This is a genomic window from Saccharothrix australiensis, assembly GCF_003634935.1.
Classification (GTDB): domain Bacteria; phylum Actinomycetota; class Actinomycetes; order Mycobacteriales; family Pseudonocardiaceae; genus Actinosynnema; species Actinosynnema australiense.
The window spans coordinates 6,089,544-6,113,793 of the sequence record NZ_RBXO01000001.1 but is presented as its reverse complement, the minus strand read 5'-3'; the positions used below and the strand labels follow the sequence as shown (position 1 = coordinate 6,113,793).

The 24,250-nt window shown below is 74.3% G+C and carries 18 protein-coding genes; 8 read left to right on the top strand and 10 right to left on the bottom strand.

Annotation, left to right across the window (positions count from 1 at the left end):
- Nucleotides 1-4 precede the first annotated feature (4 nt).
- On the top strand, nucleotides 5-961 hold the full coding sequence (locus C8E97_RS25775; protein WP_121008036.1) for an ABC transporter substrate-binding protein: 957 nt from the start codon (nucleotides 5-7) through the stop codon (nucleotides 959-961).
- A 193-nt stretch (nucleotides 962-1,154) separates the two neighbouring features.
- Here C8E97_RS25775 and C8E97_RS25770 read toward each other — a convergent pair whose 3' ends face one another.
- The 4 genes from C8E97_RS25770 to C8E97_RS25755 all read right to left on the bottom strand — a co-directional run bounded on the left by C8E97_RS25770 (nucleotide 1,155) and on the right by C8E97_RS25755 (nucleotide 7,749).
- A complete protein-coding gene (locus C8E97_RS25770) occupies nucleotides 1,155-1,694 on the bottom strand; it encodes a snapalysin family zinc-dependent metalloprotease (RefSeq protein ID WP_121008035.1) in 540 nt (179 codons plus the stop codon).
- Nucleotides 1,695-1,765: 71 nt separating this feature from the next.
- The gene (locus tag C8E97_RS25765) at nucleotides 1,766-5,215 is read right to left on the bottom strand and encodes a TM0106 family RecB-like putative nuclease (RefSeq protein WP_121008034.1); all 3,450 of its coding nucleotides are present in this window, start codon (nucleotides 5,213-5,215) and stop codon (nucleotides 1,766-1,768) included.
- Nucleotides 5,216-5,485: 270 nt separating this feature from the next.
- A complete protein-coding gene (locus tag C8E97_RS25760) occupies nucleotides 5,486-6,631 on the bottom strand; it encodes an aKG-HExxH-type peptide beta-hydroxylase (protein WP_170211994.1) in 1,146 nt (381 codons plus the stop codon).
- Entirely contained in the window at nucleotides 6,628-7,749 is a 1,122-nt protein-coding gene (locus tag C8E97_RS25755; protein WP_121008032.1) for an FxsB family cyclophane-forming radical SAM/SPASM peptide maturase, read from the bottom strand. Before C8E97_RS25755 ends, C8E97_RS25760 begins: the two co-directional genes overlap by 4 nt.
- A 160-nt stretch (nucleotides 7,750-7,909) precedes the next feature.
- On the opposite strand from C8E97_RS25755, the gene fxsA reads away from it, so the two are divergent.
- The 4 genes from fxsA (at nucleotide 7,910) to C8E97_RS25735 (ending at nucleotide 14,039) form a co-directional block, all read left to right on the top strand.
- On the top strand, nucleotides 7,910-8,077 hold the full coding sequence (fxsA, locus tag C8E97_RS25750) for an FxSxx-COOH cyclophane-containing RiPP peptide (RefSeq protein WP_170211993.1): 168 nt from the start codon (nucleotides 7,910-7,912) through the stop codon (nucleotides 8,075-8,077).
- Between the two features lie 83 nt (nucleotides 8,078-8,160).
- Complete coding sequence (gene fxsT, locus C8E97_RS25745; protein WP_147455232.1) at nucleotides 8,161-11,877, top strand: FxSxx-COOH system tetratricopeptide repeat protein; 3,717 nt, start codon at nucleotides 8,161-8,163, stop codon at nucleotides 11,875-11,877.
- A 19-nt stretch (nucleotides 11,878-11,896) separates the two neighbouring features.
- Nucleotides 11,897-12,859, top strand: a complete 963-nt coding sequence (locus tag C8E97_RS36600; protein WP_121008029.1) for a hypothetical protein — start codon at nucleotides 11,897-11,899, stop codon at nucleotides 12,857-12,859.
- A 31-nt stretch (nucleotides 12,860-12,890) separates the two neighbouring features.
- Nucleotides 12,891-14,039, top strand: a complete 1,149-nt coding sequence (locus C8E97_RS25735) for a hypothetical protein (protein ID WP_147455231.1) — start codon at nucleotides 12,891-12,893, stop codon at nucleotides 14,037-14,039.
- Between the two features lie 305 nt (nucleotides 14,040-14,344).
- Here C8E97_RS25735 and C8E97_RS25730 read toward each other — a convergent pair whose 3' ends face one another.
- The 5 genes from C8E97_RS25730 to C8E97_RS25710 form a co-directional block, all read right to left on the bottom strand.
- Entirely contained in the window at nucleotides 14,345-16,612 is a 2,268-nt protein-coding gene (locus C8E97_RS25730; protein WP_121008027.1) for a hypothetical protein, read from the bottom strand.
- Complete coding sequence (locus tag C8E97_RS25725) at nucleotides 16,609-17,547, bottom strand: ATP-binding protein (protein ID WP_121008026.1); 939 nt, start codon at nucleotides 17,545-17,547, stop codon at nucleotides 16,609-16,611. Before C8E97_RS25725 ends, C8E97_RS25730 begins: the two co-directional genes overlap by 4 nt.
- Nucleotides 17,544-17,822 carry a hypothetical protein gene (locus tag C8E97_RS25720; RefSeq protein ID WP_147455230.1) on the bottom strand — a complete coding sequence of 93 codons (279 nt, stop codon included), beginning with the start codon at nucleotides 17,820-17,822 and terminating at the stop codon, nucleotides 17,544-17,546. The genes C8E97_RS25725 and C8E97_RS25720 overlap by 4 nt, the downstream gene beginning before the upstream one ends.
- 171 nt (nucleotides 17,823-17,993) lie before the next feature.
- Nucleotides 17,994-19,391 carry an SDR family oxidoreductase gene (locus C8E97_RS25715; protein ID WP_246019164.1) on the bottom strand — a complete coding sequence of 466 codons (1,398 nt, stop codon included), beginning with the start codon at nucleotides 19,389-19,391 and terminating at the stop codon, nucleotides 17,994-17,996.
- Between the two features lie 101 nt (nucleotides 19,392-19,492).
- Nucleotides 19,493-20,104: a TetR/AcrR family transcriptional regulator gene (locus C8E97_RS25710; RefSeq protein ID WP_121008023.1), complete on the bottom strand. Its 612-nt coding sequence runs from the start codon at nucleotides 20,102-20,104 to the stop codon at nucleotides 19,493-19,495.
- A gap of 93 nt (nucleotides 20,105-20,197) precedes the next feature.
- Here C8E97_RS25710 and C8E97_RS25705 point away from each other — a divergent pair, with 93 nt between their 5' ends.
- The gene (locus C8E97_RS25705) at nucleotides 20,198-20,779 is read left to right on the top strand and encodes a dihydrofolate reductase family protein (protein WP_121008022.1); all 582 of its coding nucleotides are present in this window, start codon (nucleotides 20,198-20,200) and stop codon (nucleotides 20,777-20,779) included.
- Nucleotides 20,780-20,850: 71 nt separating this feature from the next.
- Here the strand turns inward: C8E97_RS25705 and C8E97_RS25700 are convergent, their stop codons facing one another.
- Nucleotides 20,851-22,044 (bottom strand): LysR substrate-binding domain-containing protein, encoded by a 1,194-nt coding sequence (locus C8E97_RS25700; protein WP_121008021.1) that lies wholly within the window; start codon nucleotides 22,042-22,044, stop codon nucleotides 20,851-20,853.
- A gap of 214 nt (nucleotides 22,045-22,258) precedes the next feature.
- Here C8E97_RS25700 and C8E97_RS25695 point away from each other — a divergent pair, with 214 nt between their 5' ends.
- Both C8E97_RS25695 and C8E97_RS25690 read left to right on the top strand, forming a co-directional pair.
- The gene (locus C8E97_RS25695) at nucleotides 22,259-23,050 is read left to right on the top strand and encodes a 2-amino-3,7-dideoxy-D-threo-hept-6-ulosonate synthase (RefSeq protein WP_121008020.1); all 792 of its coding nucleotides are present in this window, start codon (nucleotides 22,259-22,261) and stop codon (nucleotides 23,048-23,050) included.
- A 32-nt stretch (nucleotides 23,051-23,082) separates the two neighbouring features.
- Nucleotides 23,083-24,249: a 3-dehydroquinate synthase II family protein gene (locus C8E97_RS25690; protein WP_121008019.1), complete on the top strand. Its 1,167-nt coding sequence runs from the start codon at nucleotides 23,083-23,085 to the stop codon at nucleotides 24,247-24,249.
- The last annotated feature ends 1 nt before the right edge of the window (nucleotide 24,250 follow it).

The window sequence follows — 24,250 nt, the reverse complement described above, 5'->3', positions numbered from 1 at the left end:
ACCCTTGCCCGCATGGAGAACCGCCGCCGCGCTCACGGTGGCAGCCCTGGCGCTGGCGGCGTGCGGCGGCGCCGGCGGCGCGGTGGACGGCAGCGAGGTCGTGGCCGGCGGCCGGACCGTCAACCTCGGCCCGGACCAGAACCGCGTGACTGCCGAGAAGGTCGACGCGATCGCCGCGAAGGTGCCCGAGTCGATCCGCGCCACCGGCAGGCTCGTCGTCGCCGGGTCGTCCGGCACCGCGCCGCCGCTGCGCTTCTACGCCGACGACGACCGGACCGTCATCGGCGTGGAGGCCGACATCGCGGTCCTCATCGCCGGTGTCCTGGGGCTGGAGCCGCAACTGGAGGTGACGTCCTGGGAGAACCTGTTCGTGGGCCTGGACAGCGGCGCGTACCCGCTGGGCCTGTCGAACATCACCGTCACCGAGGCGCGCAAGGAGAAGTACGACTTCGCCACCTACCGCCTCGACACGCTCGCCTTCGAGGCGCGCAAGGGCGGGACGTGGCGGGTGACGAAACCGGAGGACGTGGCGGGCCGGACGATCGCGGTCGGCTCGGGCACCAACCAGGAGAAGATCCTGGTGGCGTGGAGCAGGCAGAACGAGGCCGCGGGACTGCCGCCCACCGACATCAAGTACTTCCAGAACGCCTCGGACTACTACCTGGCCCTGGAGTCCGGTCGGATCGAGGCGTACCTGGGCCCGAACCCGCTCTCCGCCTACCACGTGGTGACGTCCGGGAAGACCGAGGTCATCGGCACGTTCTCCGGTGGCGGCGGCGAGCTGCCCGGCAAGATCGCCGCGACCACCAAGAAGGGCAGCGGGCTGGTCGAGCCCGTGGCGGAAGCCCTCGACCACGTGATCAAGAACGGCAAGTACGCCGAGGTGCTGGACCGCTGGGGGCTCGCGGACGAGGCGGTGGCGAAGTCCGAGATCAACCCGCCCGGCCTGCCCGAGAGCTGAGGCCAACCCGCCCGGCCTGCCCGAGATCCGACCCGGACCACGGGCACGAGCGGGCCGGACGGGCGGTGAGCCCGTCCGACCCGCTCGTCGGACCACCCGGTCGGCGACCCCGGCCGCCGAGCTCAGGCCGCCGACCGGGTGGTCCTCCCGCGGGCGGTGGCGGGGAGTGCGGGCCCGCCACCGCCCCCGGCGGTCAGCCCCTCGCGTAGACGTCGGGGGTGCCCGCGGCGGCGACGCCGCGGCCGGCGAAGAGCTGGTTCACCCGGTTCGCCTCCTGGGCGTTCGGGTTCACGTTGCGGCAGGACGTGCCCGCGCTGCCGCCCGACATCAGGTACGAGCAGATGCCGTTGTACGTGTCGGGCAACCCCAGGCCGTGCCCGATCTCGTGCGCCACGATCCGCAACGCGTAGTTGCCCGCCGCGACGTCGCGGTTGTCGATGTAGATCGTGGCGCACCCGAGCCCGCAGGGGTAGGCGCGGGAGCCGCCGCCGTTGGTCGCGGAGATCCGGATCGTGGCGTTCCCACCGCGGACGAGCCGCAGGTTGGGCACCCTGGAGTTCCAGATCTGCGCGGCCTGGTCGGCTTCCGCCGAGTAGCCGGAGGCGCTGTAGTAGACGGTCCTGGCCAAGGCCGACGGCGCGCCGGGCGCCGCCGTCGCGGACAGGCTGGTGCCCACGAGGGCGAGGGACGTGCACAGCGCCCCGAGGACGAGGCGTACGAACTTGCCGGTCACACGATCTCCTTCGGTGCAGGGGGAGAAGGTTCTCGTGGTTGTTCACGTTAAGAGCAGATGACCGGATGGGGTCATAGCGGTTGGGCATAGATGCCGTCGATGGGCCACGGGCGGGCGTCGGCCACCAGCCCGACCATCCCGGACACCAGCCGGAGCTGGTCCACACCGCGGATGTCGGCCTCGACCAGCCGCGGCGAGCACACCACGACGGCCACGCCCTGCGCACGCGACAGCGCCACGTTCAACCGGTTGCGCGACAGCAGGAAGTCCAGGCCGCGCGGCAGGTCCACCGCCGCGGACGACGTCATGGTGGTGACGACCACCGGCGCCTCCTGCCCCTGGAACCGGTCCACCGTGCCGACCCGGACGTGCTCGTAGCCGGCGCGCTCCAGCTCGCGCCGCACCAGCCGCACCTGCATGTTGTACGGCGCGACGACGAGCACGTCCGAGTCGTCCAGCGCACGCGCGCCCGGCCCGTCCGTCCACATGCGACCCATCAGCGACCGCACGACGTCCACCACGGCCCGCGCCTCCTCGGGCGAGCTGGTGGTGTTGTGCCGGTGCTCCACCTCGTGCACGTACACACCGGACGCCAGCCCCGAGATCCCGCGCGACGCCGTGCTGGGGTGCGCGCCGAGCAGCCCGGCGTAGGACAGCCGCGACACGGGCTCGCACACGTCGGGGTGCATCCGGCGGGTCTGGTCGAGGAAGTACCCCAGCTCGGCCGGGATCACGTCCGCGTCGCCGATGAGGTGCCCCAGGGCGGACGCGTCCGCGCCCGCCGGGTGCGTGCCCTGCACCACCTGCGGTAGCTGCTGCGGATCGCCCAGCAGCACCAGGTTCCGCGCGCACGTCGACACCGCCAGCGCGTCCGCCAGCGCGAACTGCCCGGCCTCGTCCACGATCAGCACGTCGAACGGCCGCTCGCGCAGCGCGGCGTTGGCGAACGTCCACGCGGTGCCGCCGACGAGGTGCCCCGCGCCCTGGTCGTGCCGCCAGCGGATCAGTGCCGCGTTGTCCTTCGGCTGCTCCCAGGAGCAGTCCTTCGCCGGAGCGCCCTTGGGCCGTTTGGCGGTCGGGATCGGCACACCCGACGCGCGCCCGGCCGCCTGCGCCGCGGCGAGCACGTTCTCCACGGCCTTGTGGCTGTTCGACGTCACCCCGACGGAACGCCCGCCGCGCACCAGGTGCGCGATGAGCCGCCCGGCGAGGTAGGTCTTGCCCGCGCCCGGCGGGCCCTGCACGGCCAGCGTCGACCCCTCCAGCGCGTCGACCGCGGCGATCACGTCGGCGATGACGTCGCCCGTGCGCGGCAGCGCGCCGCCCACCCGCGGCGGCGTGCGCCGGACCAGGTCGACGCCGGGGTGCGGCGGCAGCTCGGGCAGGCCGTCCACCACCGCGCGGGCCAGCTCGTACACCGCCTCGTCCTTGGGCGAGGGCCGAACCGGGCTGCCCGGCAGCACCGCCACCGGCCGGTCGCCGTCGACGTCGTCCGGTGCCGCGCTCTCCAGCAGCGCGATGTCCTCCGCGGACTCGCCGAGCACGACGGCGTCGCGCGTGCGGTTCGGCGTGCCGGGGTACAGCAGCCGCACCTGGTCGCCCGCCGCGAACGGGTGCGGGCGGTCCGGGTCGCACCGCACCCGCACCTCCCGCTTGGCCTTGCGCACGCGGCCGGACGGCATCGCCCAGTCCTCCGCCCGCACCGACACCGGCACCGCGCACGCGCCGTCGGACTCCAGCTCCGACAGCGGCGCGGCCACCTGCCGGAAGAAGTCCCACCAGGCGGGGTTCGTCTCGCGCCGGTGGTAGCCGACCGCCGCCGCGAGCAGCGCCCGCGCCCGGTCGTCGGGTGAGTGGTCGGCCGGGTTGTCCGGCAGCCCCGCCAGCAGCGGGTCGACCACGGCGGCGATCCGCTCGGCGCGCTCGGCCCGCCGCCGCGCCGCCACCTCGTCCTCGACCTCGTCCACGAAGGACACCTCGGGCACGTGCGGCTCGATGCCCGCCTCGTCCCGCACCTCCAGCAGGAACCGGTACAGCCGGCGGGTGGAGACGCAGTCGTACGCGTTGTACTCCGCGATGCCGTCGAGCACCTCCTCCGCGCGGGCCACGTCCCCGGCCCCGGTCAGCGTCAGGAACTCCTCGTACGCCTCGATGCTGGACGCGGCGGTGGTCACGTCGCCGTCCCGCGCCGACGGCATGTACAGCGGCTCCAGGTACTTGATCGAGTACGACCGCTGCGACACCCGCAACGCCTTTCGCACCACGGCGTACAAGTCCACCAGCGCCCCGGACCGCAGCAGGTGGTCCACGGCCTCCTCGCGCGTGCCGTGCAGCGCGGCGAGCCGCTTCAGCGCGTTCACCTCGTAGGGCGCGTAGTGGTAGACGTGCGCTCCGGGGTGCTCGGCCAGCCGCGCCACCGCGAAGTCCACGAACCGCTCGAACGCGGCCTTCTCCTGCGGCCGGGTGTGCGCCCAGAACGGCGTGAACGCCTCGTCCGGCGTCACCACCCCGAACAGGTACTCCAGCCCCTCGCCGTCGAGCGCGTACGGGTCGCCCTCCATGTCGAAGAACAGGTCGCCCGGACTGGGCGCGGGCAGCTCGGCCAGCGCTTCCGGCGCGACGACCTCGTACGCGACCTTGCCGACCGGGTCGTCGGCCGTGCGCGAGACGTCCTGGACGACCTGCAACGCGGCCTGCGCGCGCAGGCCGGTGAACGTGGCGGCGGACATGGTCGACGGCCGCTCCCGCGCGGTCGCGTTCGCCAGCGCGTCGATCGTGCCCAGCCCGGCCGCCACGAGCTTGCGCCGCTGGTCGGCCCGGATGCCCGCGACCAGCGACAGGTCGCGGTCCCGTGCCCGGCCGTCCGCGCAGTGCCGCGCGAACCGGCAGGTCGCGCACGCGGGCCGCTCGTCGTCCCACAGCCGCTCCGGCAGGGTGGGGGTGCCGGCGGTGCGCTCCCGCAGCCGGTGCTGGAGGTCGCGCACCAGCGGCAGGAAGTCGGCCACCCGGAACGTCCGGACGCCGCCGTCGCCCAGCAGCAGGCGCATCCCCGGCCCGGCGTCGACGCCCAGCGCGCCCGCGTAGGCCGTCAGCTGCACGACCGCACCCGGCGTCGCGTGCCGGGCGAGCTTGGCGTCGTGCGGCTCGTACCCGCGGTCGGTGCGCACCAGGAAGTCCGCGCGGCCGACGAAACCGTCGGCGTAGAAGACGCCCTGGTAGATCACCGGCGCGCCGGCGTCGATGGCCCGCCGCGTCGCCAGCGCGGCCCGCGTCAGCGCCTCGTGGTCCGGCGGCGGCTGGGCGATCTCCACCACGTCGCCCCGCGCCTTGAACCGCTCCAGGACGGCCAGCTCGTGCGCGATGCCGTGCCGGGCGGCCAGGGTGTCCCGGCCGGCGTCCGGGCGCGGCGCGCCCGGCAGCCCGCGGGCCGCCGCCAGGGTGAGGCGGCTGCGGTGCGCGCACTCCAGCAGGTCCACCAGGTCCGCCGGGGAGTGCACCAACCGGCCGTCGGCGTTGAGCATGGCGGGCAGTATCGCGGGCCGGTCACCCGCGCCCGTGGACCGCGCCCGGCGAGTCGCGGCGGTGTCGGGAGCGACACCCCGGCGCGCGGCGGTCCGGGGGGTGTCGTGGTGGCAGGGGGCGTCGTGGCCGGTGGTTCGCGGGTCGGGCGGTGCCGGGGGGACACCTCCGCGCGTGCGGGCCGTCGTCGGCCCCGTGCGGTTCTCGTGGCGGCCGGGCGGGCGTCGTGGCCGGTGCGGACCACGCGACGGGTGGGCGGGACGTCGTGCCCGTCAGCGTGGGTCGGCCACCCTCGCCTGCCAGCGCGAGCGGTGCGCGGCGGCCTCCTCCGCCGCGCGGGCCGCCGCGTCCGGGTGGACCGGTTCGGCGCACCACCGCCGCAGCACCTCCGCCATCCCCGTCACGAAGGTGTGCCCGGTCGGGGTCAGCTTCCCGCTGGACAGCAGCGTCTCGGCGGTGGTCAGCGCGGCGGACCGCCAGCGCGCGTACTCGGTCTGCGCGTGCAGCCCGCGCCGCGCGCGCCAGAACGCCGCCACGCCCAGGTGGGCGTAGGTGCCGTGCAGCAGCCCCGCCAGCGGCCGGGGGTCCTCCCGCCACGGCGCGTAGAAGATCTCCCGCCGGTCGGGCACCAGCAGCGGGAACAGGTCCATCAGCGCCACCAGCTTGGTGTGCTGCGCCTCGTGCGCGAGGGTGACCGCGAACGTCTCCGGGTCCGGCGCCAGCGACAGGAACACGCAGCCGAACGCGTCGGCCGCGGTCGCGCTGCTCGTGCCCGTCGGCGACGGCGGCATCGGCGTCAGCACGGTAACCAGCTCGGCGAACTCCTCCGCCATCGCCGGGTGGTCGCGCTCCAGCACGCCCCACGCGCCGGCCAGCCCCGACCGCCACCGCTCCAGGTCGAACCGGGTCGCGACCGCCAACCCCGGCGGCACGCCACCGCCCGCCCACACGTCCAGGCGCACCGCGTGCGAGCCCAGGTCCACCTCGGGCAGCGGCTCGTAGGCCAGCGTGCGCGGGTCGTGGACGAGGCCGAGCGAGGGCAGGGCGCACACCTCCACCGCGGGCAGGTCCACCCGCGCCGGCACACCGGCCCGCAGCGCGGCCGCCGCGGCGACGAACGCGAGGTCCACCGGCCGCGCGGGCGAGCCGCGGCGCAGCGCCAGGGCCGTCCGGGTCGCCCACGCGCCCACCGACGGGTAGTCCAGCACCTCCGCCACGGCCGAGGGCGACGCGCGGTCGGCGTCCACCAGCAGGCGGTACGCCGGGCGGGCCTCCGGCGCGGCGGCGATCATCCTGATCAGCAGCGACGTCCGGCTGCGCCGCGCCAGCCGCAGCGCCCGGACGGCGCGTGCGCCGCCCTCGCCCCGCGCCAGGGCGGCGAAGTCCTCGGCGGACAGCCGCCACGGCCGCACCGTCACGCCGGCTCCGCCAGGTCGGCCGCCACGCGCGCCCGCACGTGCGCGATCAACCGGTACAGGTCCGGGCAGTACACCGACGGGCGGTCGAAACCGTCCCCGGTGAACCGGTGGGCCCGCAGCCCGCCGCCGCAGGCCGCCACCACCGCGCAGGACCGGCAGGCGTCCGGCAGCCCGGCGCGCCCCGACCGCGCCGCGACGACCTCCGGGAGGGCCAGCGCCCGGTCGAAGTCGTCGTGCAGCACGTGCAGACCGGTCGCCGCCGCGGCGGGCGAGGAGGACGCCAGGATGTCCGACACGGAAATCGCGCCGTCCGTTTCCACCACCACCTGCGCGCTCGGCGTCAATCCCACGCCTTCGACGCGGGAACGCCCGCCCAGCACCACGTTCAGCAACTCCTCGAACAACCGGACCCGTGTTCCCGGCCGCGGGTACCAGTGGTCGAACAACGCCGTCAACCAATCCGCGTAAGGCGTTTCGGGGGCCCCGGCGACCCGTGCCGGCGGCGGCGCGGCCCAGTTGCCGTGCGGCAGCAGGAAATCCACCACCGGCGGCCGGAATTCGCGCAGCGACTCGTAGGCGCGCACCGGATCGGCGCGCACGTCGATCACGCACAACAGACCGCCGTACACCGCGCGGAACTCGTCGGCCAGCAATCGCAAACCCGACTCGACCGATGCCCAACTGCCGGTTCCGTCGGGCCGCACGCGGTGCCGGTCGTGCGTTTCCCCGACGCCGTCGACGCTCACCCCGACCCGCACGTCCAGTCGTGCGAGCAACGCCAGGAAAGCGCGGTCGAGCAGGGTTCCGTTGGTCTGCACGGAGAACCGCACCCGCGCGGGCACCGCCGCGCGGAAGCGGCGCACCAGCCCCTCGACCGCCGCCGGGCCGGCGAGGAGCGGTTCACCGCCGTGCAGCACGACTTCCACCTCGGACAGCCCGTGCGCGCGCACGTGCCGCGCCACCCGTTCGGCGGTGTGCGCGACCACTCGCGGCGACATCGCGCGCGGTCGGGAGCGCCAGCCCTGGTCGGCCAGTTCGTAGACGTAGCAGTAGTCGCAGGCGAGGTTGCAGCGGCCGTGGACCTTCACCACGAACTGGCGGAACGGCAGCGCTTCCATCGATCCCCCGATCCATCCGCCCCAGACAAACCAAACACATCGGCCCGGCCGCTACTTCCGCCAATCGGAGGATTCCCCGCATTCCCCGTTGCCTCGCACTAGGATGGGGTTGGCGCACTGCGGACGCACCCGCAGCTTTGCGGTGAGGGGGTATGGCGAGATGGCTGAAGAACCCGTCCTGGAGTCCGAACTCCTCGACGTGACCGGGATCGACCTGGCCAGGGTGGCGGAGCTGCCCGACACCGCGCTGCGCGCCGCCCTGCACCGCATCCTCGCCGAGAACGCGGAGATGCCGAACCGGTTCGCCGCGTTCGAGAGCTCGCTGTAGCCCCGTCCACCGCGGTGGTCCGCGTCACCGCGGGCGGGCGCCACCGCGCGACCCACCACCGCACCGCCGATCTGGAGCAGTCGATGAGCAGCCCCGCTGGGCACGGCCACACCGGTGTGACGGCGTTCCTGTCGGCCGCCGGCGGCACCGGGCGCACCAGCGCGGTGGCGAACCTGGCGTGGGTGCTGTCCAGCGCGGGGCAGCGGGTGCTGGTGGTGGACTGGGGTTCCGAGGTGCCGCGCGTGCGCGAGTACCTGGAGCCGTTCCTGGTGTCGCGGCAGGCTTTGCCGGACGGGCTCGGCCGCGCGCTGCTCGCCGCGTACCTCGCCGACCCGGCCCGCGACGAGGAACCGCCGCCGGTCGTGGAGCGGTTCGCGCTGCCCCTGCCGGACGCGACCGGCCACATCGACGTGGTGGCGCCGATGCCGACCGACGCGGCGGGCCGCCCGCGGCCGGAGACGAGCCACGGCGACGCGGGCGCGATCGCGGAGTTGCGGTCCCGCCTGGCGGAATCGGACTACGACCAGGTGCTGATCGACGCGCCGACGGGCGCGGTCGAGGAGTCCCTGACGCTGGTCGCGACGCTGTGCGAGCTGGCCGTGGTGTGCTTCCGGCCGCGCCCGAGGGCCATCGCGGACGCCGCCGACCTGGCCGCGCAGGTGCGCAGGCGCGCGCCGATCCGCATCGACGTCGTGCCGGTGGCGACGCTGTTCGACGACGCCGAGCAGTCCCGCGCGCGGCGCATCCGGTCGCAGATCCACGCGGCGTTCGCCGAACTGCTGGCGGGGCAGGCGAAACGCGTGCCGGACGGCGGCACGGTGGAGATACCGTACCGGCCGTTCGACGCGTTCGACCCGCTGCTCGCGATCCTGGCCGAGGAACCGAGCGGCGGCGGCGCGCTGGAGGCGCAGTACGCCAGGCTGGCGGCGGCGGTCAGCGGCGGCGCGGTCACCGCGTGCCCGCCGGTGCCGTCCGTGCTGCGCGCCCGCTACCGCCGCGTGTTCGGGCTCGCCGCCGCCGCCGACGACGCGGACCGGGTGGCCGTCGTGCACGCGCCGCCCGACCGGCCCTGGGCCGACTGGGTGCGCGGCCAGCTGGCCCGCGCCGGCGCGCAGGTCGTGCCGCTCGCCGAGCTGGACCGGGAGGGCGGTGTGCCCGCGGGCGTGGTGGTGCTGGTCTCGCCGCACCTGCGCGAGGTCGCGCTGCCCGCGGGTGTCGCGGTGCTGCGGCTGCTGCTGGCCGAGGACGAGCCGTCCGACGACGGCCTGTCGGTGCACGAGCACCTGCCGGAGACGTTGAGCGCCAAGCTGCTCGGCCACTTCGGCCTGATCGACCGGCCCGGCACCGCGCACGACGCGCCGATGCGCGTGCCGGGCGCGGACCCGGCGGTGTTCCGGCTGCCGCCGCGCCACCGCGGTTTCATCGGTCGGGACGAGGACGTCGAGGCGCTGCGCGACGAGTTCGTCGACGCGGGCGACGAGCGCGCGGTCGTGACGCTGAACGGCGAGGCGGGCGTCGGCAAGAGCGAGCTGGCCCTGGAGTACGCCTACCGGTTCTCCGCCGACTACGACGCCGTGTGGTGGCTGTCGGCGCAGGACCGGCAGTCCGTCCAGGTGGGCCTGGCCGAGCTGGCGGTGCGCCTGCGGCTGCCCGGCTCCACCGACTTCGGGTCGCTGACCGCGCTGGACCGGCTGGCCAACGACCCGTCCTACGCCCGGTTCCTGCTGGTCTACGACAACGCCGACGACCTCGACGCGATCGCCGACCTGCTGCCGCCGGGCTCGACCGGACACGTGCTGATCACCTCGAACTCCGCCGCCGCGCCGTCGGTGGAGCTGGCGCCGATGGTCGCGGCGGACAGCGTCGCGCTGCTGCTGGACCGCGTGCGCGGCCTGACCGCGGTGGACGCGCGCCGGGTCGCGGCCGAGGTGCGGCACCTGCCGCTCGCGCTCGACCTGGCCGCCGCGTGGCTCGCCGAGGCCGTGCGGTCCGAGCGCGCCGCCGGCTCGACGGACGCCGACGCGGCCGGGTGGGCGGTGCGCACCTTCTTCGACCGGCTCGGCCGGTCCGAAAAGGACGGTGTCGCGCGCGTGGTCGACGTCGTGGTCGAGTCGCTGCGCGAGGACGCGACCGGCCGGGTGGCGGTGCTGCTCGCGCGGCTGTGCGCGTTCCTGTCGCCGCAGGGCGTCGCGCTCGGCCTGGTGCGGTCGCCCGCCTTCCTGGAGCGGCTGGTGGCCGTCGGCGGCGTGGACGCCGCGCCGCTGGAGCTGGACGCGGGCGAGGTCGACCGGGTGCTGTGGGCGGGCGCGCGGCACGGGCTGTTCCGCGTCGACTGGGGCGACCAGTACTCGCTGCGGCTGCACCGGGTCGTGCAGCGGGCGCTGCGCGCCGGGATGCCCGCGCCGGAGCGGGAGGCGCGGCAGGCGGACGTGCTGGCCGCGCTCGCCGCCTACGCGCCGACCGAGGTGGAGGACAAGTCGCCGACCCGGCGCACCCGGTTCCAGGAGCTCCAGCGGCACGTGTTCCCGTCCGGCGCGGTGCGCAGCGCCGACCCGAAGGTGCGGCGCTGGCTGGTCAACCAGGTGCGGTTCCTGTTCACCGACGGCGGCGCGGGCGTGCGGCGCGCCGCGCTGCAACCCGGCCACGAGCTGCTGACGTCGTGGACCGAGCGGTTCGGCGCGGACGACCCGCTGCGCAACCGGCTCGCCACCCAGCTCGCCAACGTGCACCGCGTGCTGGGCGAACCGGCGGAAGCGCTGCGGCTCGACGACCTCGCGCTGGCCCAGCAGCGCCGCGCCCTCGACCTGACGCACCCGCAGCCGCTGATCACCGCGCGCGGTCGCGGCGGCGACCTGCGCGGTCTCGGCCTGTTCGCGGAAGCGCTGGTGGAGGACCAGTCGACCTGGGAGAATCTGCGGATGGTGCTCGGCGAGGACCACCCGGACACGCGCCGCGCGGCGAACAACCTGGCGTCGTCGATGTTCCTGTCCGGTGACGCGGCCGGCGCGCTCGCGCTGGAGGAGGACAACTTCAGCCGACGGCGGCGGCTGTTCGGCGAAGGCGACGAGTTCACCTGGGTCACGCTCGCCCAGATCGGGCTCTACCAGCGGGAGCTGGGCCGCTACCCGGAGGCGCTGGAATCGCTGCTCGGCGCGTCGCAGAAGCTCCAGAGCGTGCGCCCCGAGCTGAACCAGACGCAGATCGGCGTGCACTGGAACTACGCCATCGCGCTGCGCCTCGCCGGGCGGACGCGGGCGGCGAAGGAGCGCACCGGGAAGGCGCTGCGGGACTACCGCGAGGTCATCGGGCCCGACCACCCGTACACGCTGGGCTGCGCGCTGAGCTTCTCCGCCGACCACCGGCGCGTGGGCGGCGACCCGGAGCTGGCGGTGGAGCTGGCGCGGACCGCCCTGGACGGCTTCCGCGCGCTGGAGGGCATCCGGGAGGACCACCCGTTCACGGCGCTGTGCCGGCTCGGGCTCGGCCTGGCGCTGGGCGCGGCGGGCGACCACGCCGGCGCGGTCGACCACGTCGCGGCGGCGGCGGAGGCGCTGCGCGCGCGGCTCGGCGACACGCACCCGTGGACGCTGGCCGCCGCCGTGGACGAGGCGCGGGTCCGCGCGGCGGCGGGCGACGTGGACGGCGCGGCCGTGCTGATCGCGGAGGCGCACGCCGACTGCGTCGAGTTCCTGGGCCCCGACCACCCGCACACGGTCGTGGCGGCGCACAACCTGCGGGTCGCGGCGCACCCGGCCGACCAGGACTGGCGCGAGTGCGACGTCGACGTACCGCACACCTGAGCGCGCAGGAGGGAACAGCGTGGAGTTGCACGAGGAGGAGGCCGAGCACCTGGGCCCCGAGTTCGACACCACCCGGCACGCCTGCCGCGCGGCGGTCGTCAAGACACCCGCGCTGCACTACCTCGCGCACTACAGCAACGGGGTGTTCGACTTCGGCGTGGACGCGCTCGGCGACCCGCCGCCACCGCCCGGCGCGCTGCCCGGCGGCACCCGGCGCGAGGAGCTGAAGCGGCTGGGGCGGCACCTGACGTTCCAGGCCACGACCCTCGACCGGGCGCTGCGGGAGGCGCGCACGGGCCGCCTGATCCGGACCGTGCTGCACACCGAGGAGGGCGCGCTGTTCTGCGACGCCGTGGTGCCGACCGAGCACGTCGTCGGCCTGGTGCTCGACCACGCCGGCGCGGGCCCGCTGTTCGGGCACCCGGCGGTGGACGAGGCGGACCGCGCGGTCGCGGAGCTGGCCACCGGCCTGCGGGCCGAGCTGAGCCTCGGCTCGCTCAACCCCGGCGGGTGGGAGACCTTCGGCGCGCCCGAGCCGCCGGCGGGCGCGGGCCCGCTCGCGCCCCACGTGTCGGTGGGCGAGGGCGCGCTGGCGGAGTGCCTGGCGGCGGTGGGCGCGCGGGACCTGCACCTCGTGGCGCACGTGGCGGGCGGCGAGGTGCAGGCGATGGTCGACCACCTGGAGCACCCCGCGCTCGGCCCGTTCTTCAAGCAGATCACGGTCGAGGCGCGCCGGCGCTTCTACCTCGGGTTCGCGCGCGAGCTGGGCGGCCTGGCGACCAGGCTCAACCGGGCGGTGCGGCCGGCCGTCGGCGGGCTGCTGGCGCGGATGGTGCTGGACGTGGAGATGGGCGCGATCTATTACTACCGGCTCGGTCCGGGGGAATACGTCGCGGGCGTGACCATGGACCAGGCCAGGGTCGGTGAGGCGGATGATCGAATGTCCGGTTTGGCCGCACGGCTCACTCCATTCGGGCCTTGAAACGCGCGGCGCGGTTACCTACGGTGGAATGGTGACGCCCGCTGTCCGTTCGGTCGCGCTGTTAGTCGCCCTCGGCGTGGGCTGGTTCGTGGCGTGGCAGTGGGAACTGCGCGGAGTCGAGGAATCCGCGGCTTACGCGTTCTTCATCACCGCCCTGCTCGGCTTCGGATTGTACGCGAGCACCAGCGGGATCGAACTCGGGGAATTCCGCAAGCAGTTTCGCACGGTAGTCGTCGCGGTCACCCTCGGTGTATTGGCGAAGGTGGCGCTGATCTTCGGCGTGATGTTCCTGGTGTACCGGGAGCCGTGGCACCTGATCCTGGCCGTGGCGGTCGCGCAGATCGACCCGCTGTCCGTGGCGGCGATGCGGGGCAAGTCGCGGATGTCGTCGTCGGCGAAGGCCCTGCTGGCGGCGTGGGCGTCGTTCGACGACCCGATCACCGTGCTGCTCACGGTGTACATCACGTCGTTCGCGCTGCGCGGCGGCGCGGTCGGCGGGTTCGGTGGGTTCGCGGTCGACTTCGCCCTGAACGTCGCCCTGGCCGGCGGCGCGTACGCCCTGTGGCGGCTGGTGCGGCGGCGCGTCCCGGTGGGCGACCGCGCGCGGGCGGGGCGCTGGGCCGTGCGGGCGGTGCTCGTGCTCGCGGTGCTGGCCGTCGGGTTCGTGGCGGTGCAGTTCTCGCTGCTCCTGGCGTTGGCGGTGATCGGCTTGTTCTTCCGGCCCGACCTCGGGCGGTGGGTCGACGGGCTGGCCGAGGTCGGCATGTTCGCCGCGACCGCGGCCGTGGGGCTGGTGCTGGCGGCCGAGTTCTCGTGGGCGCTGGCGGGTGTCGGCGCGGTGCTCGGCGCGGCGGCGTTCCTGTCGCAGGGCGTCGTGGCGTGGGCGCTGACGCTGCCCCGGCGGTGGCGCGGCGACCGGGCGCGGCTGTGCCTCGGGCAGCAGAACGGGCTGACGGCGATCATCCTGGCGCTGCTGCTGGAGCCGAACTTCCCCGGCGCGATCGCGGTGGTCGCGCCCGCGGTCGTCGTGGTGAACCTGCTGCACGCGTTGGCGAACGGCTATTACGACCGGTTGCGCCCGCCGACGCCGGAAATCGCCGAACCGCGCCCGATCCGCCGCACCGCGCCGGCGACGCCGCTGGCGCCGGCCGCTTTCCGGCGGCTGGGCGAAGTCGGGTAGCGGTAGGCGCGGGAATTCCCCGGCCGGGATCGGCCTCGAACCGGGTCGGCCGGCGCACGGCCGGGCGGCAGCGCAATTCACCGGATTCGCGCGAATGGGCCGCCGAGTGCGCGCGCTCGGTCGGAGCCGGGGCGGCTCGCCGATTCCGGCGGTCGACCCGGCGGCGAACCCCGGACGCGACGGAGCGAATTCGCCACCCGTCGTGCCTGATTCGCCACAGCCCGTGCTCGATTTGCCACGCGGCGTGCCGGGCGCACGTCTCGTCGAATGCGCACCCGCCGGGATGCGGTGCCGGGGAGGACCGGTCAGTTCTGGTGCGACGCCTTCAGCACCGCCCGCCGGACGCGGGGGCTGAAGTTGCGCAGCGCCTCGCGCACCCGGTTCCGCCGGGCGACCTGGTTCACGTCGGCCACCACGCCCGCCGAGCGCGCGCCCCACGGCGGCAGCCCGAACAGCGGGTCGAGGTCGAACAGCGGCAGGAACTCCACGATGTCGTCGTAGATGCCGCACAGCTGCTCCAGCCGGTCCTCCGACTCGCCCGAGCTGCCCTCCGCCCGGTACCACTCGGCGACCGCGCCCCGGAACGCCAGCACCGTCTTCTGGATCAGGATGGCCTTCGCCGCCGCGTCGGTGAACTCGCGCGTGCGCAGCCGCCGGTGCACGGCCTCCTGCGTCTGCGGCGGCGCGAAGTCGAACGCCTCGGCCAGCATCGCGTCGACCTGGACCAGGCCCTCCAGCGCGTCCACGGCGTCGCGGAACAGGCGCTCGACCTCGCCCGGCAGCCGGTTGTCCACCGCCGCCCGCGCCGGCGCCGACCCGGTGAGCAGCGCCAGCTGCCGCCCGATCGCCCCGAACTGGCGGTCCGACGACGTGCGCACCCCGTCCACGTGCTCGGTCAGCTGCTCGATGAAGCCGTAGATGCTCGACTGCTGCCGCGACAACTGCTCCATCTGCCTGCGCAGCGCCGACAGCGGGTCCCGCGCCACGTGCCGCCCGGTCGCGCCGAGCAGCGCCTTGAAGTCGTCGGCGAACGTCCGCTCCGAGTACACCAGCGGCTCGCGGCCGAGCGGCTCGCGCAGCTGGATCGCCACGCCGTCGGTCAGCACCCCGTTGACCAGCAGGACGACCTCCGCGTCGCCCTGGGCCTCCCGCACCGCCGACACCCGCCGCATCACGGTCGTCACGTCGGCGTTGTCCAGCAGCGACCCGGTGATCAGCACCGCGCACCCGCCGTCCCGGTCCGGGAAGGTCACCCAGTAGTCCGCCCGCGAGTCCGCGCCGGGCCCGAGCAGGTGGTTGTGCCGGTACTCCCAGCCGTTCGCGTCCAGCAGCCGCCGCACCGCGCCGTCGAGGTCGTCCGCGCTCAGCGAGCCGAACAGGTCGCGCGCGGCCTGCCGCACCATGTCGTCGGTGGCCGTCACGCCCTGGTCGCCGGTCGCCCGCGCCCGGTCGTCGACCAGCCGGAACACCCGGTGGCACAACCGGACCACGTTGCGCGTGTTGCCGCCGGCCACGTCGCGCAGGTACCGGACGGTCTCCGGGGTGAACGGCGCCAGCGTCGGCCACCCCGTCAGCGACTGCTGGGCCCGCGTGATGAACTCGCGCACCTGCGCGTGGCTCAGCCCGGACATCGTCACGGTGTAGGGGATGCGCTGCCGCACCGCCGGCGACAGCACCGCCTTGAACTCCGGCAGCCCGCACAGCACCAGGCACGCGCCGGCCTTCGCGAACACCTGCAACATCGTCTGGAACGCCGCCATCGTCCGCGCCTGCGGCTGGTTGTCGGCGGAGAAGATCTTGTCCAGCTCGTCCACCGCGAGCACGAACCGCCGCTGCCGCCCCCCGAACAGCAGGGCGAACACGCCCATCGCCTCCAGCGCCGCGACCTCCGTGTCGATCGGCGTGGAGATGCCGCGCTCGACCAGCACCTGGTCCGGTGCGCCGCCCAGCAGCCACGACCACACGACGTGCTCGAAGCCGGGGCGCAGCAGCAGCGTCAGCGCGGTGCCGAAGTCCTTGTTGTTGGTGACCTCGCGCAGGGTGTCCTGGACCTTGCGCAGCAGCGCGCTCTCCATGAGCCCCAGCCGCTCCACGACCTCCTGCGGCTCCAGCTGCCTGCTGCCCAGCCACTCCAGCGTGTCGGCGGTCAGGCCGGTGCTCTGGAGGGAGTCGGCGACGATGTCCGCGTAGTAGTCGCTGACCTGCGCGCGCACCCCCTCGCGCCCCAGCCGCCGCATGAACCGCCGGTACAGCTCGACGAAGCTCTCCGCCGTCGCCTCCAGGTACAGGGCGCGCGACGGGTCGTCCAGGGCACGCCGGGCGTGCCGCACCAGCCGGACCGCGAGGTGCGTCTTGCCCGTGCCGTAGTCGCCGAGGATCGCCAGCACGGTGCCCGCGCCCGGCTCGGCCTCCAGGTAGGCGTCGAGGTGCGCGACGGCCTGCCGGGAGGCGTCGGTGGCGATGGTGACGTCCGCGGCGTCGGAGTCGTCGCCGTGGTCCTCGACGATCAGGGCGACCGCCATCGGCGAGAAGGGGTTCTTCCGCGGGTGCGGGAGTTCTTCGCTGCCGCTCATCGGTGCATCCCCTGTCCGTTCAGGTACGCCTGGATGTCGTCCACGGTCACCTGGTCGCCCTCGGTGTAGCTTAGGCCGGCCGCGAGCTTTCGCTCGTAGGTTCCGTGGAGGATTCTTTGCAGCATGGCGACCGATTGACAGATTTTGTTCAGCAATTCGATCGCCTCATCGCTCAGTTGTGGATAAATTCCCACTCCGGTGTGACGGACGAGCCGGTCGTCGGCGAACCGTTCCGGATCTCCGTCGTGCAGTTCCCCGAGCGCCAGCGTGATCGGGGGAACCCAGGTTTCCAGTCGCCGCACCAGTTCGGCGATGTCGTCGGCGTCGAAGAACGCCGACTCGGCGAAGAACAGCACGCGCGGGCTGCGGAGTTGGCGCGCGTACCGGATCACCTCGTCCAGCAGTTCGTTCGGCGACGGCAGCAGGACCAGCAGCACGACCTCGTCGTTCAGCGCCCGGCCGAGCCGGGGGAAGATGCGCTGCGGGTTGTCGCGGTCGGCGCGCAGGTCGTCCGCGGCCGTCGGGCGCAGCGCCCCGAGGTCGACGAGCTGGTCGAAGAGCTGGTCGCACACCTCCGCGGTGCGCTCGTGGATCGACAGCTCCTCGTCCTCCGGCAGGCAACCGGTCAGGTCGACCACGACGCCGCGCAGGCCGCGGTTGCGCAGCTCCAGCACGGTCCAGTCCGCGCACCGGTTCACCAGCGCCGTCTTGCCGCAGCCCGAGTCGCCGGTGACCAGCACCAGCCGCCCGTCCTCCAGCACGCCGGTCAGGTCGCCGACCTCCTGCTGGAACTCCTGGAAGGCGCTCTCCGCGCCGTCGACGTCCACGTAGTAGTCGCGGTGGGCCTTGCGCTCCCACGGCCGCAGCGGGCGCATCGGCGTCCGCTCCCACCCAGGCAGCGGGAACGGGTTGATCGGGCGGCGTGGCGGGATCACGTCGTCGTCCGGGCGGGTGCGCCGGAGCGGCCCGTGCGCGGGGCGTCACCGACGTGCCGGCCCCGGTTCACCCGTTCGCGCCGGGTGGTGGTGGCGGCGGGGTGCGCCGGGACGGGCGGTCGGGCGGGCGACGGCCCGGCGTGCGCGTCCACGCGCGGCACCGACGGCCCCACCGGGCGGTGCATCGCCCGGCCAGGGGGCGACGTGGCGGCGCACAGCGGGATCGCGGCGCGACCCGCCCGCCCGCGACCCATGCCCACCCCCACGCCCGGCAACCGCTCAAGCCTACCGACGGAGAGTCGCACGCGGCTCCGGATCCGGTGACGGCCGTACCCGGATGGCGCAATCCCGTTGCTCCATTCCGCAGTGGACGGTGGAGGCGGCGGGGGAGCGGTGCTCCCCGCCGCCGTGGCATCACCGGGACGCGGGCGGGCTCGCGGCGGGCGTCACCAGGGCGCGGGCGCGTAGTCCTTCAGGAAGCAGCCGTACAGGTCCTCGCCCAGCTCACCGCGCACGATCGGGTCGTACACCCGCGCCGCGCCGTCGACCAGGTCCAGCGGCGCGTGGAAGCCCTCGGCGGCCAGCCGCAGCTTGGTGGGGTGCGGTCGCTCGTCGGTGATCCAGCCGGTGTCGACGGCGGTCATCAGGATGCCGTCGGTCAGCATCTCCTCCGCGCTGGTGCGGGTCAGCATGTTCAGCGCGGCCTTGGCCATGTTCGTGTGCGGGTGCCCCGGACCCTTGTAGGCGCGGCTGAACTGGCCCTCCATCGCGGAGACGTTGACCACGTACTTGCGGCGCGCGGGCGAGGCGGCCATCGCCGGGCGCAGCCGGGAGATCAGGATGAACGGCGCGGTGCTGTTGCACAGCTGCACCTCCAGCAGCTCCACCGGGTCGACCTCGTCCACCCGCTGCACCCAGCTGTTGACGGCGTGCTCGTCGGGCACCAGGCCGCCGGCGTCGATCTCCGCCGACCCGGCGGTCAGCGCCAGCGCGGTCACGTCGGGCAGCGCGTCGCGCGCCGCCTCGGCCAGGCCGCTGGTGAGCGCGACCGGGTGGGCGGACACGGTGTGCCCGAACGTCACCAGCTCGGGCAGCGGACCGGAGGGCAGCGGGGTCGACTCGGCGGCGACCAGCGGCGCGTAGGCGTTCGCCGACCGGCGCACGGTCTGCGCGGCGTTGTTGATCAGGATGTCGAGCGGCCCGGCGGCGGCCACCGAGTCGGCCAGCTGCACGACCTGGGCGGGGTCGCGCAGGTCGATCCCCACCACGCGCAGCCGGTGCAGCCAGTCCGCGCTGTCCGGCATCGACGCGAACCGGCGCACGGCGTCGCGCGGGAACCGGGTCGTGATGGTGGTGTGCGCGCCGTCGCGCAGCAGGCGCAGCGCGATGTACATGCCGATCTTGGCCCGGCCGCCGGTGAGCAGCGCCCGCTTGCCGGTGAGGTCGGCGCTCGCGTCCCGCTTGCCGCGGTTGAGCGCCGCGCACGGCGGGCAGAGCTGGTGGTAGAAGGCGTCGACCAGGGTGTACCGGGTCTTGCACGTGTAGCAGGAGCGCGCGCGGAGCAGCGTGCCCGCGACCGCGCCCGGTTCGGGCTCCTGGAGCAGGAGGCCCCTGGTCTCGTCGTCGATGCGGGACGGCGAGCCGGTGGCGGTGGCCTCGGTCACGGCGCGGTCGGCCAGGGTGACGGCCTCGCGGCGGGCCGCCTTGCGCCGCTTGCGCACGCTCTTGTAGATGCTCGACGTGGCCCGGCGGATGGCCACCACGTCGGGGTGCTCGGTGGGCAGTTCATCCACCTGGGCGAGCACCCTCAGGGCGATCTCCATCTCGGCAGGGTCGATTTGCACGGTGAAAATCCTACCTGGGCGGCATTCGATCCCCCGGTAGGGTGAAATCGGCGTGAAGTGGCGCGGGGTGCCTCGCGCGCGTCCCGACCGGGCCCGCCGGGTCAGGACCCGGCCCGGAACGGGTTCGACGGCTCGTCGGGCCGGCCCGCCAGCAGGCGGTCCACCAGCGCCGTCACCAGGTCGCGGCGCTGCCGGTCGGTGAACAGGTCGGGCAGCGTCAGGCGTTCCATGATCAGCCAGTTCAGCGCCAGCCACAGCAGGACCACCGTCGTGCCGTCGCCGGGCAGGCCGGACTCCTCGTGGTGGGCCACGTTGAACTCCACGTCCGCGCGGATGCGGCGGGTCAGCACCTCGCGCAGCTCCGGTCGGCGCGTGGCCTCCAGCCGCAGCTCCAGCAGGGCCAGGAAACCGGTGGGGAACGCGGCCACGCGGTCCACCAGCGCGTGCATCAGCTCGACGACGCGGGCCCGGTCGCGCGGCCCCGTCCGGCCGTCGGCGACGACCGCCTCGTCGAGCAGCCGCTCGTACACGCGCTCGCCGGCCTGCTTGAGGATGTCGTCGCGGTTGGCGAAGTAGTTGGACGCCGTGCCGGCGGGCACCCCGGCCTGCTGGTCGACCGCGCGGAACGTGAGCCCCCGCGCGCCCTCGCGGGCCAGGACGTCGATCGAGGCGTCGAGCAGCGTGGCCCGCCGCTCGGCGTTGCGCCGCACCATGATGTTGACACCACTCCGTTCGTAGTACTACGGTTGGAACCACTTCAAGCAGAGTACTCACGGCAGAGTGATCTCGGTAGGGGGACCCACCACATGCGCAAGCTCGTCTACTTCATCGCCGTCAGCATCGACGGCGTGATCGCGGGGCCGGCCGGCGAGGCCGACTTCTACCCGTACGCGCCGGACATGACCGACCACCTGCGGTCGGAGTACCCGGAGACCATGCCCACGCACGTCCGGCCGCACATCGGGATGGCCGCGGACGTGCCGAACAGGCGGTACGACACGGTGATCATGGGCCGCGGCACCTACCAGCCCGCGCTGGACGAAGGTGTGGCCAGCCCGTACGCGCACCTGCGGCAGTACGTCGTGTCACGGTCGCTGACCGGGGTGGCCGACCCGGCCGTCACGCTGGTGCCCGGCGACCCGTCGGCGCTCGCGCGGCGGCTCAAGGCGGAGGAGGGCGGCCTGGACGTATGGCTGTGCGGCGGGGCCGACCTGGCGGGGCAGCTGCTGCCGGAGATCGACGAACTGGTGGTCAAGCGCTACCCGGTGGTCGCGGGCGGCGGGCTGCCGATGTTCAGCGGCGCTTTCGGACCACGCGACTTCACGCCCGTGGAGACCCTGACCTTCAGCCACGGCGGCACCATCACCACCTACCACCCAACCCCCTGACCCCCACCCTCCGACAACCACCCCACGCCCTCGCCCCCGGCCCCTCCGCCCTCTCTCCCCTCCGCTCGCCTTCACCCCCTTCGCTCCGCTCCCTTCACCCCCTTCGCTCCGCTGCCCTTCACTGCTCTTCGCTCCGCTCCCTTCACCCCCTTCGCTCCGCTCTCTTCACTGCTCTTCGCTCCGCTCCCTTCGCTCCCTTCGCTCCGCTCCCGTCCGCTCCCGCTCGTTCCCGCGAGGCCGCGTCGGTGGTTCACGGCGCGACTTCCGACGATCACGCTTTTCGATCGGCGGAAGTCGCCCCGTGTGCCGCCGACTTCCAGGCGGCCGAGCCGCCCGACGGAGTCGGGCCAATCCAACACAGCAAGGCTCCAGGTCTGTTCCAGGTACGCCCGCAGCAGCGCCGCGCGGATGTCCTCGATGTACTCGGCGGCGGCGCACCCCCGTCGCCACACCAGGGTCACGCGGCGCTGGACGGGGTTGCCGACGATCGGTTTCAGCGCCACACCGGGCAGTTCCCGAGCGCTCGGGAAGAAGCAGGCCACGGTGTGGCCCGCGCGCACCAGCTCGGCCGCCGTCAGCGGGTCGACGCCGAAGTGCACGCAGCGCGGCGTGAACCCGGCGGCCTCGCAGGCCAGGCGCAGGTTCACCCGGCCACCGCCGTAGCTCTCCTCCGGCACCGCCCAGTCCTCATCGGCCAGCTCGGACAGCGGGATCTCCTTGCGCTGGGCCAGCCGGTGGCTCGTCGCGACGCCGACCAACATGGGCTCCACCACCACGCACCGGCGGTCCACCTCTTCGGGGATCCGCAGTGGACTCTGCGGGAACTCCGCCACCAGCGCCACGTCGAGCTTCCCGGCACGCACCAGTTCCAGCACCGCGTCGCGACTGCGCTCGATGTGCGTGGTCTGCGGCCGGTTCGGCAGCAGGTCGCGCACCACGCTCACCAGCAGCGGCGTCGGCGAGCCCGCCACGCCGCCCAGCCGCAGGCCGAGGCCGCCGCTCTCGGCCGCCAGCCCGCGCGCCGTCACCAGCAGGTCGTCGAACCGTTCCACCAGGTCGCGGGACCGCAGCACGACGTGCCTGCCGAGTTCGGTCAGCTCGACGCCGTCGGTGCGCCGCAGGAACAGCGGACCGCCGAACCCGCGTTCGATGCGGCGCAGCTGCGCGGTCAGCCCGGCCTGTGCGATCTTCAGCGAGGAGGCGGCCCGGCTGATGCTGCCCGCTTCCGCCACGGTCAGCACGACGTGGAGGTGTCGCAGCTCCATGTGCACCGCCGCAGACTAGGGCACCGGGGAGGCGGCAAACACCGACCGTGCGAGTGCGACCGGATGACGCTGCGTCGAGGAAGCGCGGTAGCGGGCTGCTCCAACAGGTGCATAACCGGGGAGTTATCGCCAGCTCACACCTCCCGGCGCGGGACGGCCTCGCGCACCCTGCTTGGTGGCCATCGCCCCGACTGCCCGGAGAGGTGTGAGCGACATGAGCAAAGCGTTGCGCCTGCGACGCCTTTCCCGCCCCGGGGACGACCGGTACCTCTTCGTCCCGCTCGACCACAGCGTCTCGGACGGCCCGGTGGTGTCGCGCGACCGGTGGCACGACCTGATCGGCTCCGTCGCGCTCGGCGGCGCGGACGCCATCATCGTCCACAAAGGACGCGTGCGCACGATCGACCCGCGGCTGCTCGGCGCGTGCTCGCTCGTCGTCCACCTGAGCGCGGGCACCGCGCACTCGGCCGACGCCGACGCCAAGGTGCTCGTCGGCGACGTGGAGGAGGCGCTGCGGCTGGGCGCGGACGCGGTCAGCGTGCACGTCAACATCGGCTCCGCCACCGAGGAGCGCCAGCTCGCCGACCTCGGCGTGGTCGCGGGCGCGTGCGACGCGTGGAACGTCCCGCTCGTCGTCATGGCCTACCCGCGCGGACCGCGCGTCGACGACCCGCGCGACCCGGCGCTGCTCGCCCACGTCGTCAACATCGCCGTCGACCTCGGCGCGGACCTGGTCAAGACCACGCTCGCGCGGCCCGTCGAGCGGATGGCGGAGGTCGTCGCGAGCTGCCCCGTCCCGGTGCTCGTCGCGGGCGGCCCCGCCACCGGCGGCAGCGTCGTCGACCACGCCCGCGCCGCGATGGCGACCGGGTGCGCGGGCCTGGCCGCGGGCCGCCGCGTGTTCACCGCGCCGTCGCCGGCGGCGCTGGTCGCCGAGCTGGCGTCGGTGATCCACGTCGACCGCCACGCCGACCTGGTGCGCGCCGTGGCCGGCGTCGCGCCGTGATCCCGCCCGTCCACCCCTCATTGGAGCCTGGCGTGAAGTTCGCCTGGATAGACGTCCGGACCGTCCCCGAGGAGCACCGCGAGTCCGTGATCGACGCCGCCGTGCACGCCCGCCTGGCCGGGATCGTGTCCGACGACCCGGCCCTGCTGGCCGCGCTCCCGCCGACGGTGACCGGCGTGCTGATCACCGACCGGCCGACCGACGCGCTCCCGACCGACCCGCCGGCGGCGGGTGGCCGGCCGGCCGCGAACCCGCTCGCGGAGGGCGCCCGCCCGCCCACCGACGGGTCGGCCCGCGGCCCGCACCTGGTCGTCGTCGCGGTGGACGAGCAGGACGAGCTGGACCGCCTCACCGCCACCGCCGCGTTCGTGCGGGTCGGCGACGACCGCACGCTGCGGCTGGCGTGCGCGGCGGCGGTGCGGCTGGAGCACACCGTCGTCGCGTTCACCGACCCGACGAAGATCCCGCTGGAGATCGTCATCGCCGCCGCCGACGGCGCGGCGGGCAGGCTCGTCACCGTCGTCGCGGACCTGGCGGAGGCCGCCGTCGTGCTGGACGTCCTGGAGCACGGCCCGGACGGCGTGCTGCTCGCGCCGCGCGCCGCGGCGGACGTGTTCGCCCTGGCCCGCCTGCTGGCGGACCGCACGCCGCCGCTGGCGCTGACCACGCTGGTGGTGGAGGGCGTCACGCACAACGGGCTCGGCGACCGGGTGTGCGTCGACACCTGCTCGCACTTCCGGGAGGACGAGGGCATCCTCGTCGGGTCGTACTCGTCCGGCTTCATCCTGTGCTGTAGCGAGACCCACCCGCTGCCGTACATGCCGACCCGGCCGTTCCGGGTCAACGCGGGCGCGCTGCACTCGTACGTGCTCGGCCCGGACAACCGCACCAACTACCTGTCCGAGCTGCGGTCCGGCAGCACCGTGCTGGCGGTGGACTCCGACGGCCGCACCCGCAAGCTCACCGTCGGCCGGGCCAAGCTGGAGTCCCGCCCGGTCCTCACCGTCACCGCCCGCTCGCCGGAGGGCGTCGCGGTCAGCCTGACCGCGCAGGACGACTGGCACGTGCGGGTCCTCGGTCCGGGCGGGAAGGTCCGCAACGTCACCGAGCTGCGGCCGGGCGACGAGTTGCTCGGGTACCTCGCGACCGAGCAGCGGCACGTCGGCCTGCCCATCGGCGAGTTCTGCAAGGAGAGTTGAC

Excerpts from the sequence above, each read along its gene's own strand:
- C8E97_RS25710 (WP_121008023.1), bottom strand. The coding sequence starts at position 20,104 with ATGGTGCGGCGCAACGCCGAGCGGCGGGCCACGCTGCTCGACGCCTCG.
- C8E97_RS25765 (WP_121008034.1), bottom strand. The coding sequence starts at position 5,215 with ATGCTCAACGCCGACGGCCGGTTGGTGCACTCCCCGGCGGACCTGGTG.
- C8E97_RS25755 (WP_121008032.1), bottom strand. The coding sequence starts at position 7,749 with ATGGAAGCGCTGCCGTTCCGCCAGTTCGTGGTGAAGGTCCACGGCCGC.
- fxsT (WP_147455232.1), top strand. The coding sequence starts at position 8,161 with ATGAGCAGCCCCGCTGGGCACGGCCACACCGGTGTGACGGCGTTCCTG.
- C8E97_RS25705 (WP_121008022.1), top strand. The coding sequence starts at position 20,198 with ATGCGCAAGCTCGTCTACTTCATCGCCGTCAGCATCGACGGCGTGATC.
- C8E97_RS25695 (WP_121008020.1), top strand. The coding sequence starts at position 22,259 with ATGAGCAAAGCGTTGCGCCTGCGACGCCTTTCCCGCCCCGGGGACGAC.
- C8E97_RS25700 (WP_121008021.1), bottom strand. The coding sequence starts at position 22,044 with ATGGAGCTGCGACACCTCCACGTCGTGCTGACCGTGGCGGAAGCGGGC.
- C8E97_RS25730 (WP_121008027.1), bottom strand. The coding sequence starts at position 16,612 with ATGAGCGGCAGCGAAGAACTCCCGCACCCGCGGAAGAACCCCTTCTCG.
- fxsA (WP_170211993.1), top strand. The coding sequence starts at position 7,910 with ATGGCTGAAGAACCCGTCCTGGAGTCCGAACTCCTCGACGTGACCGGG.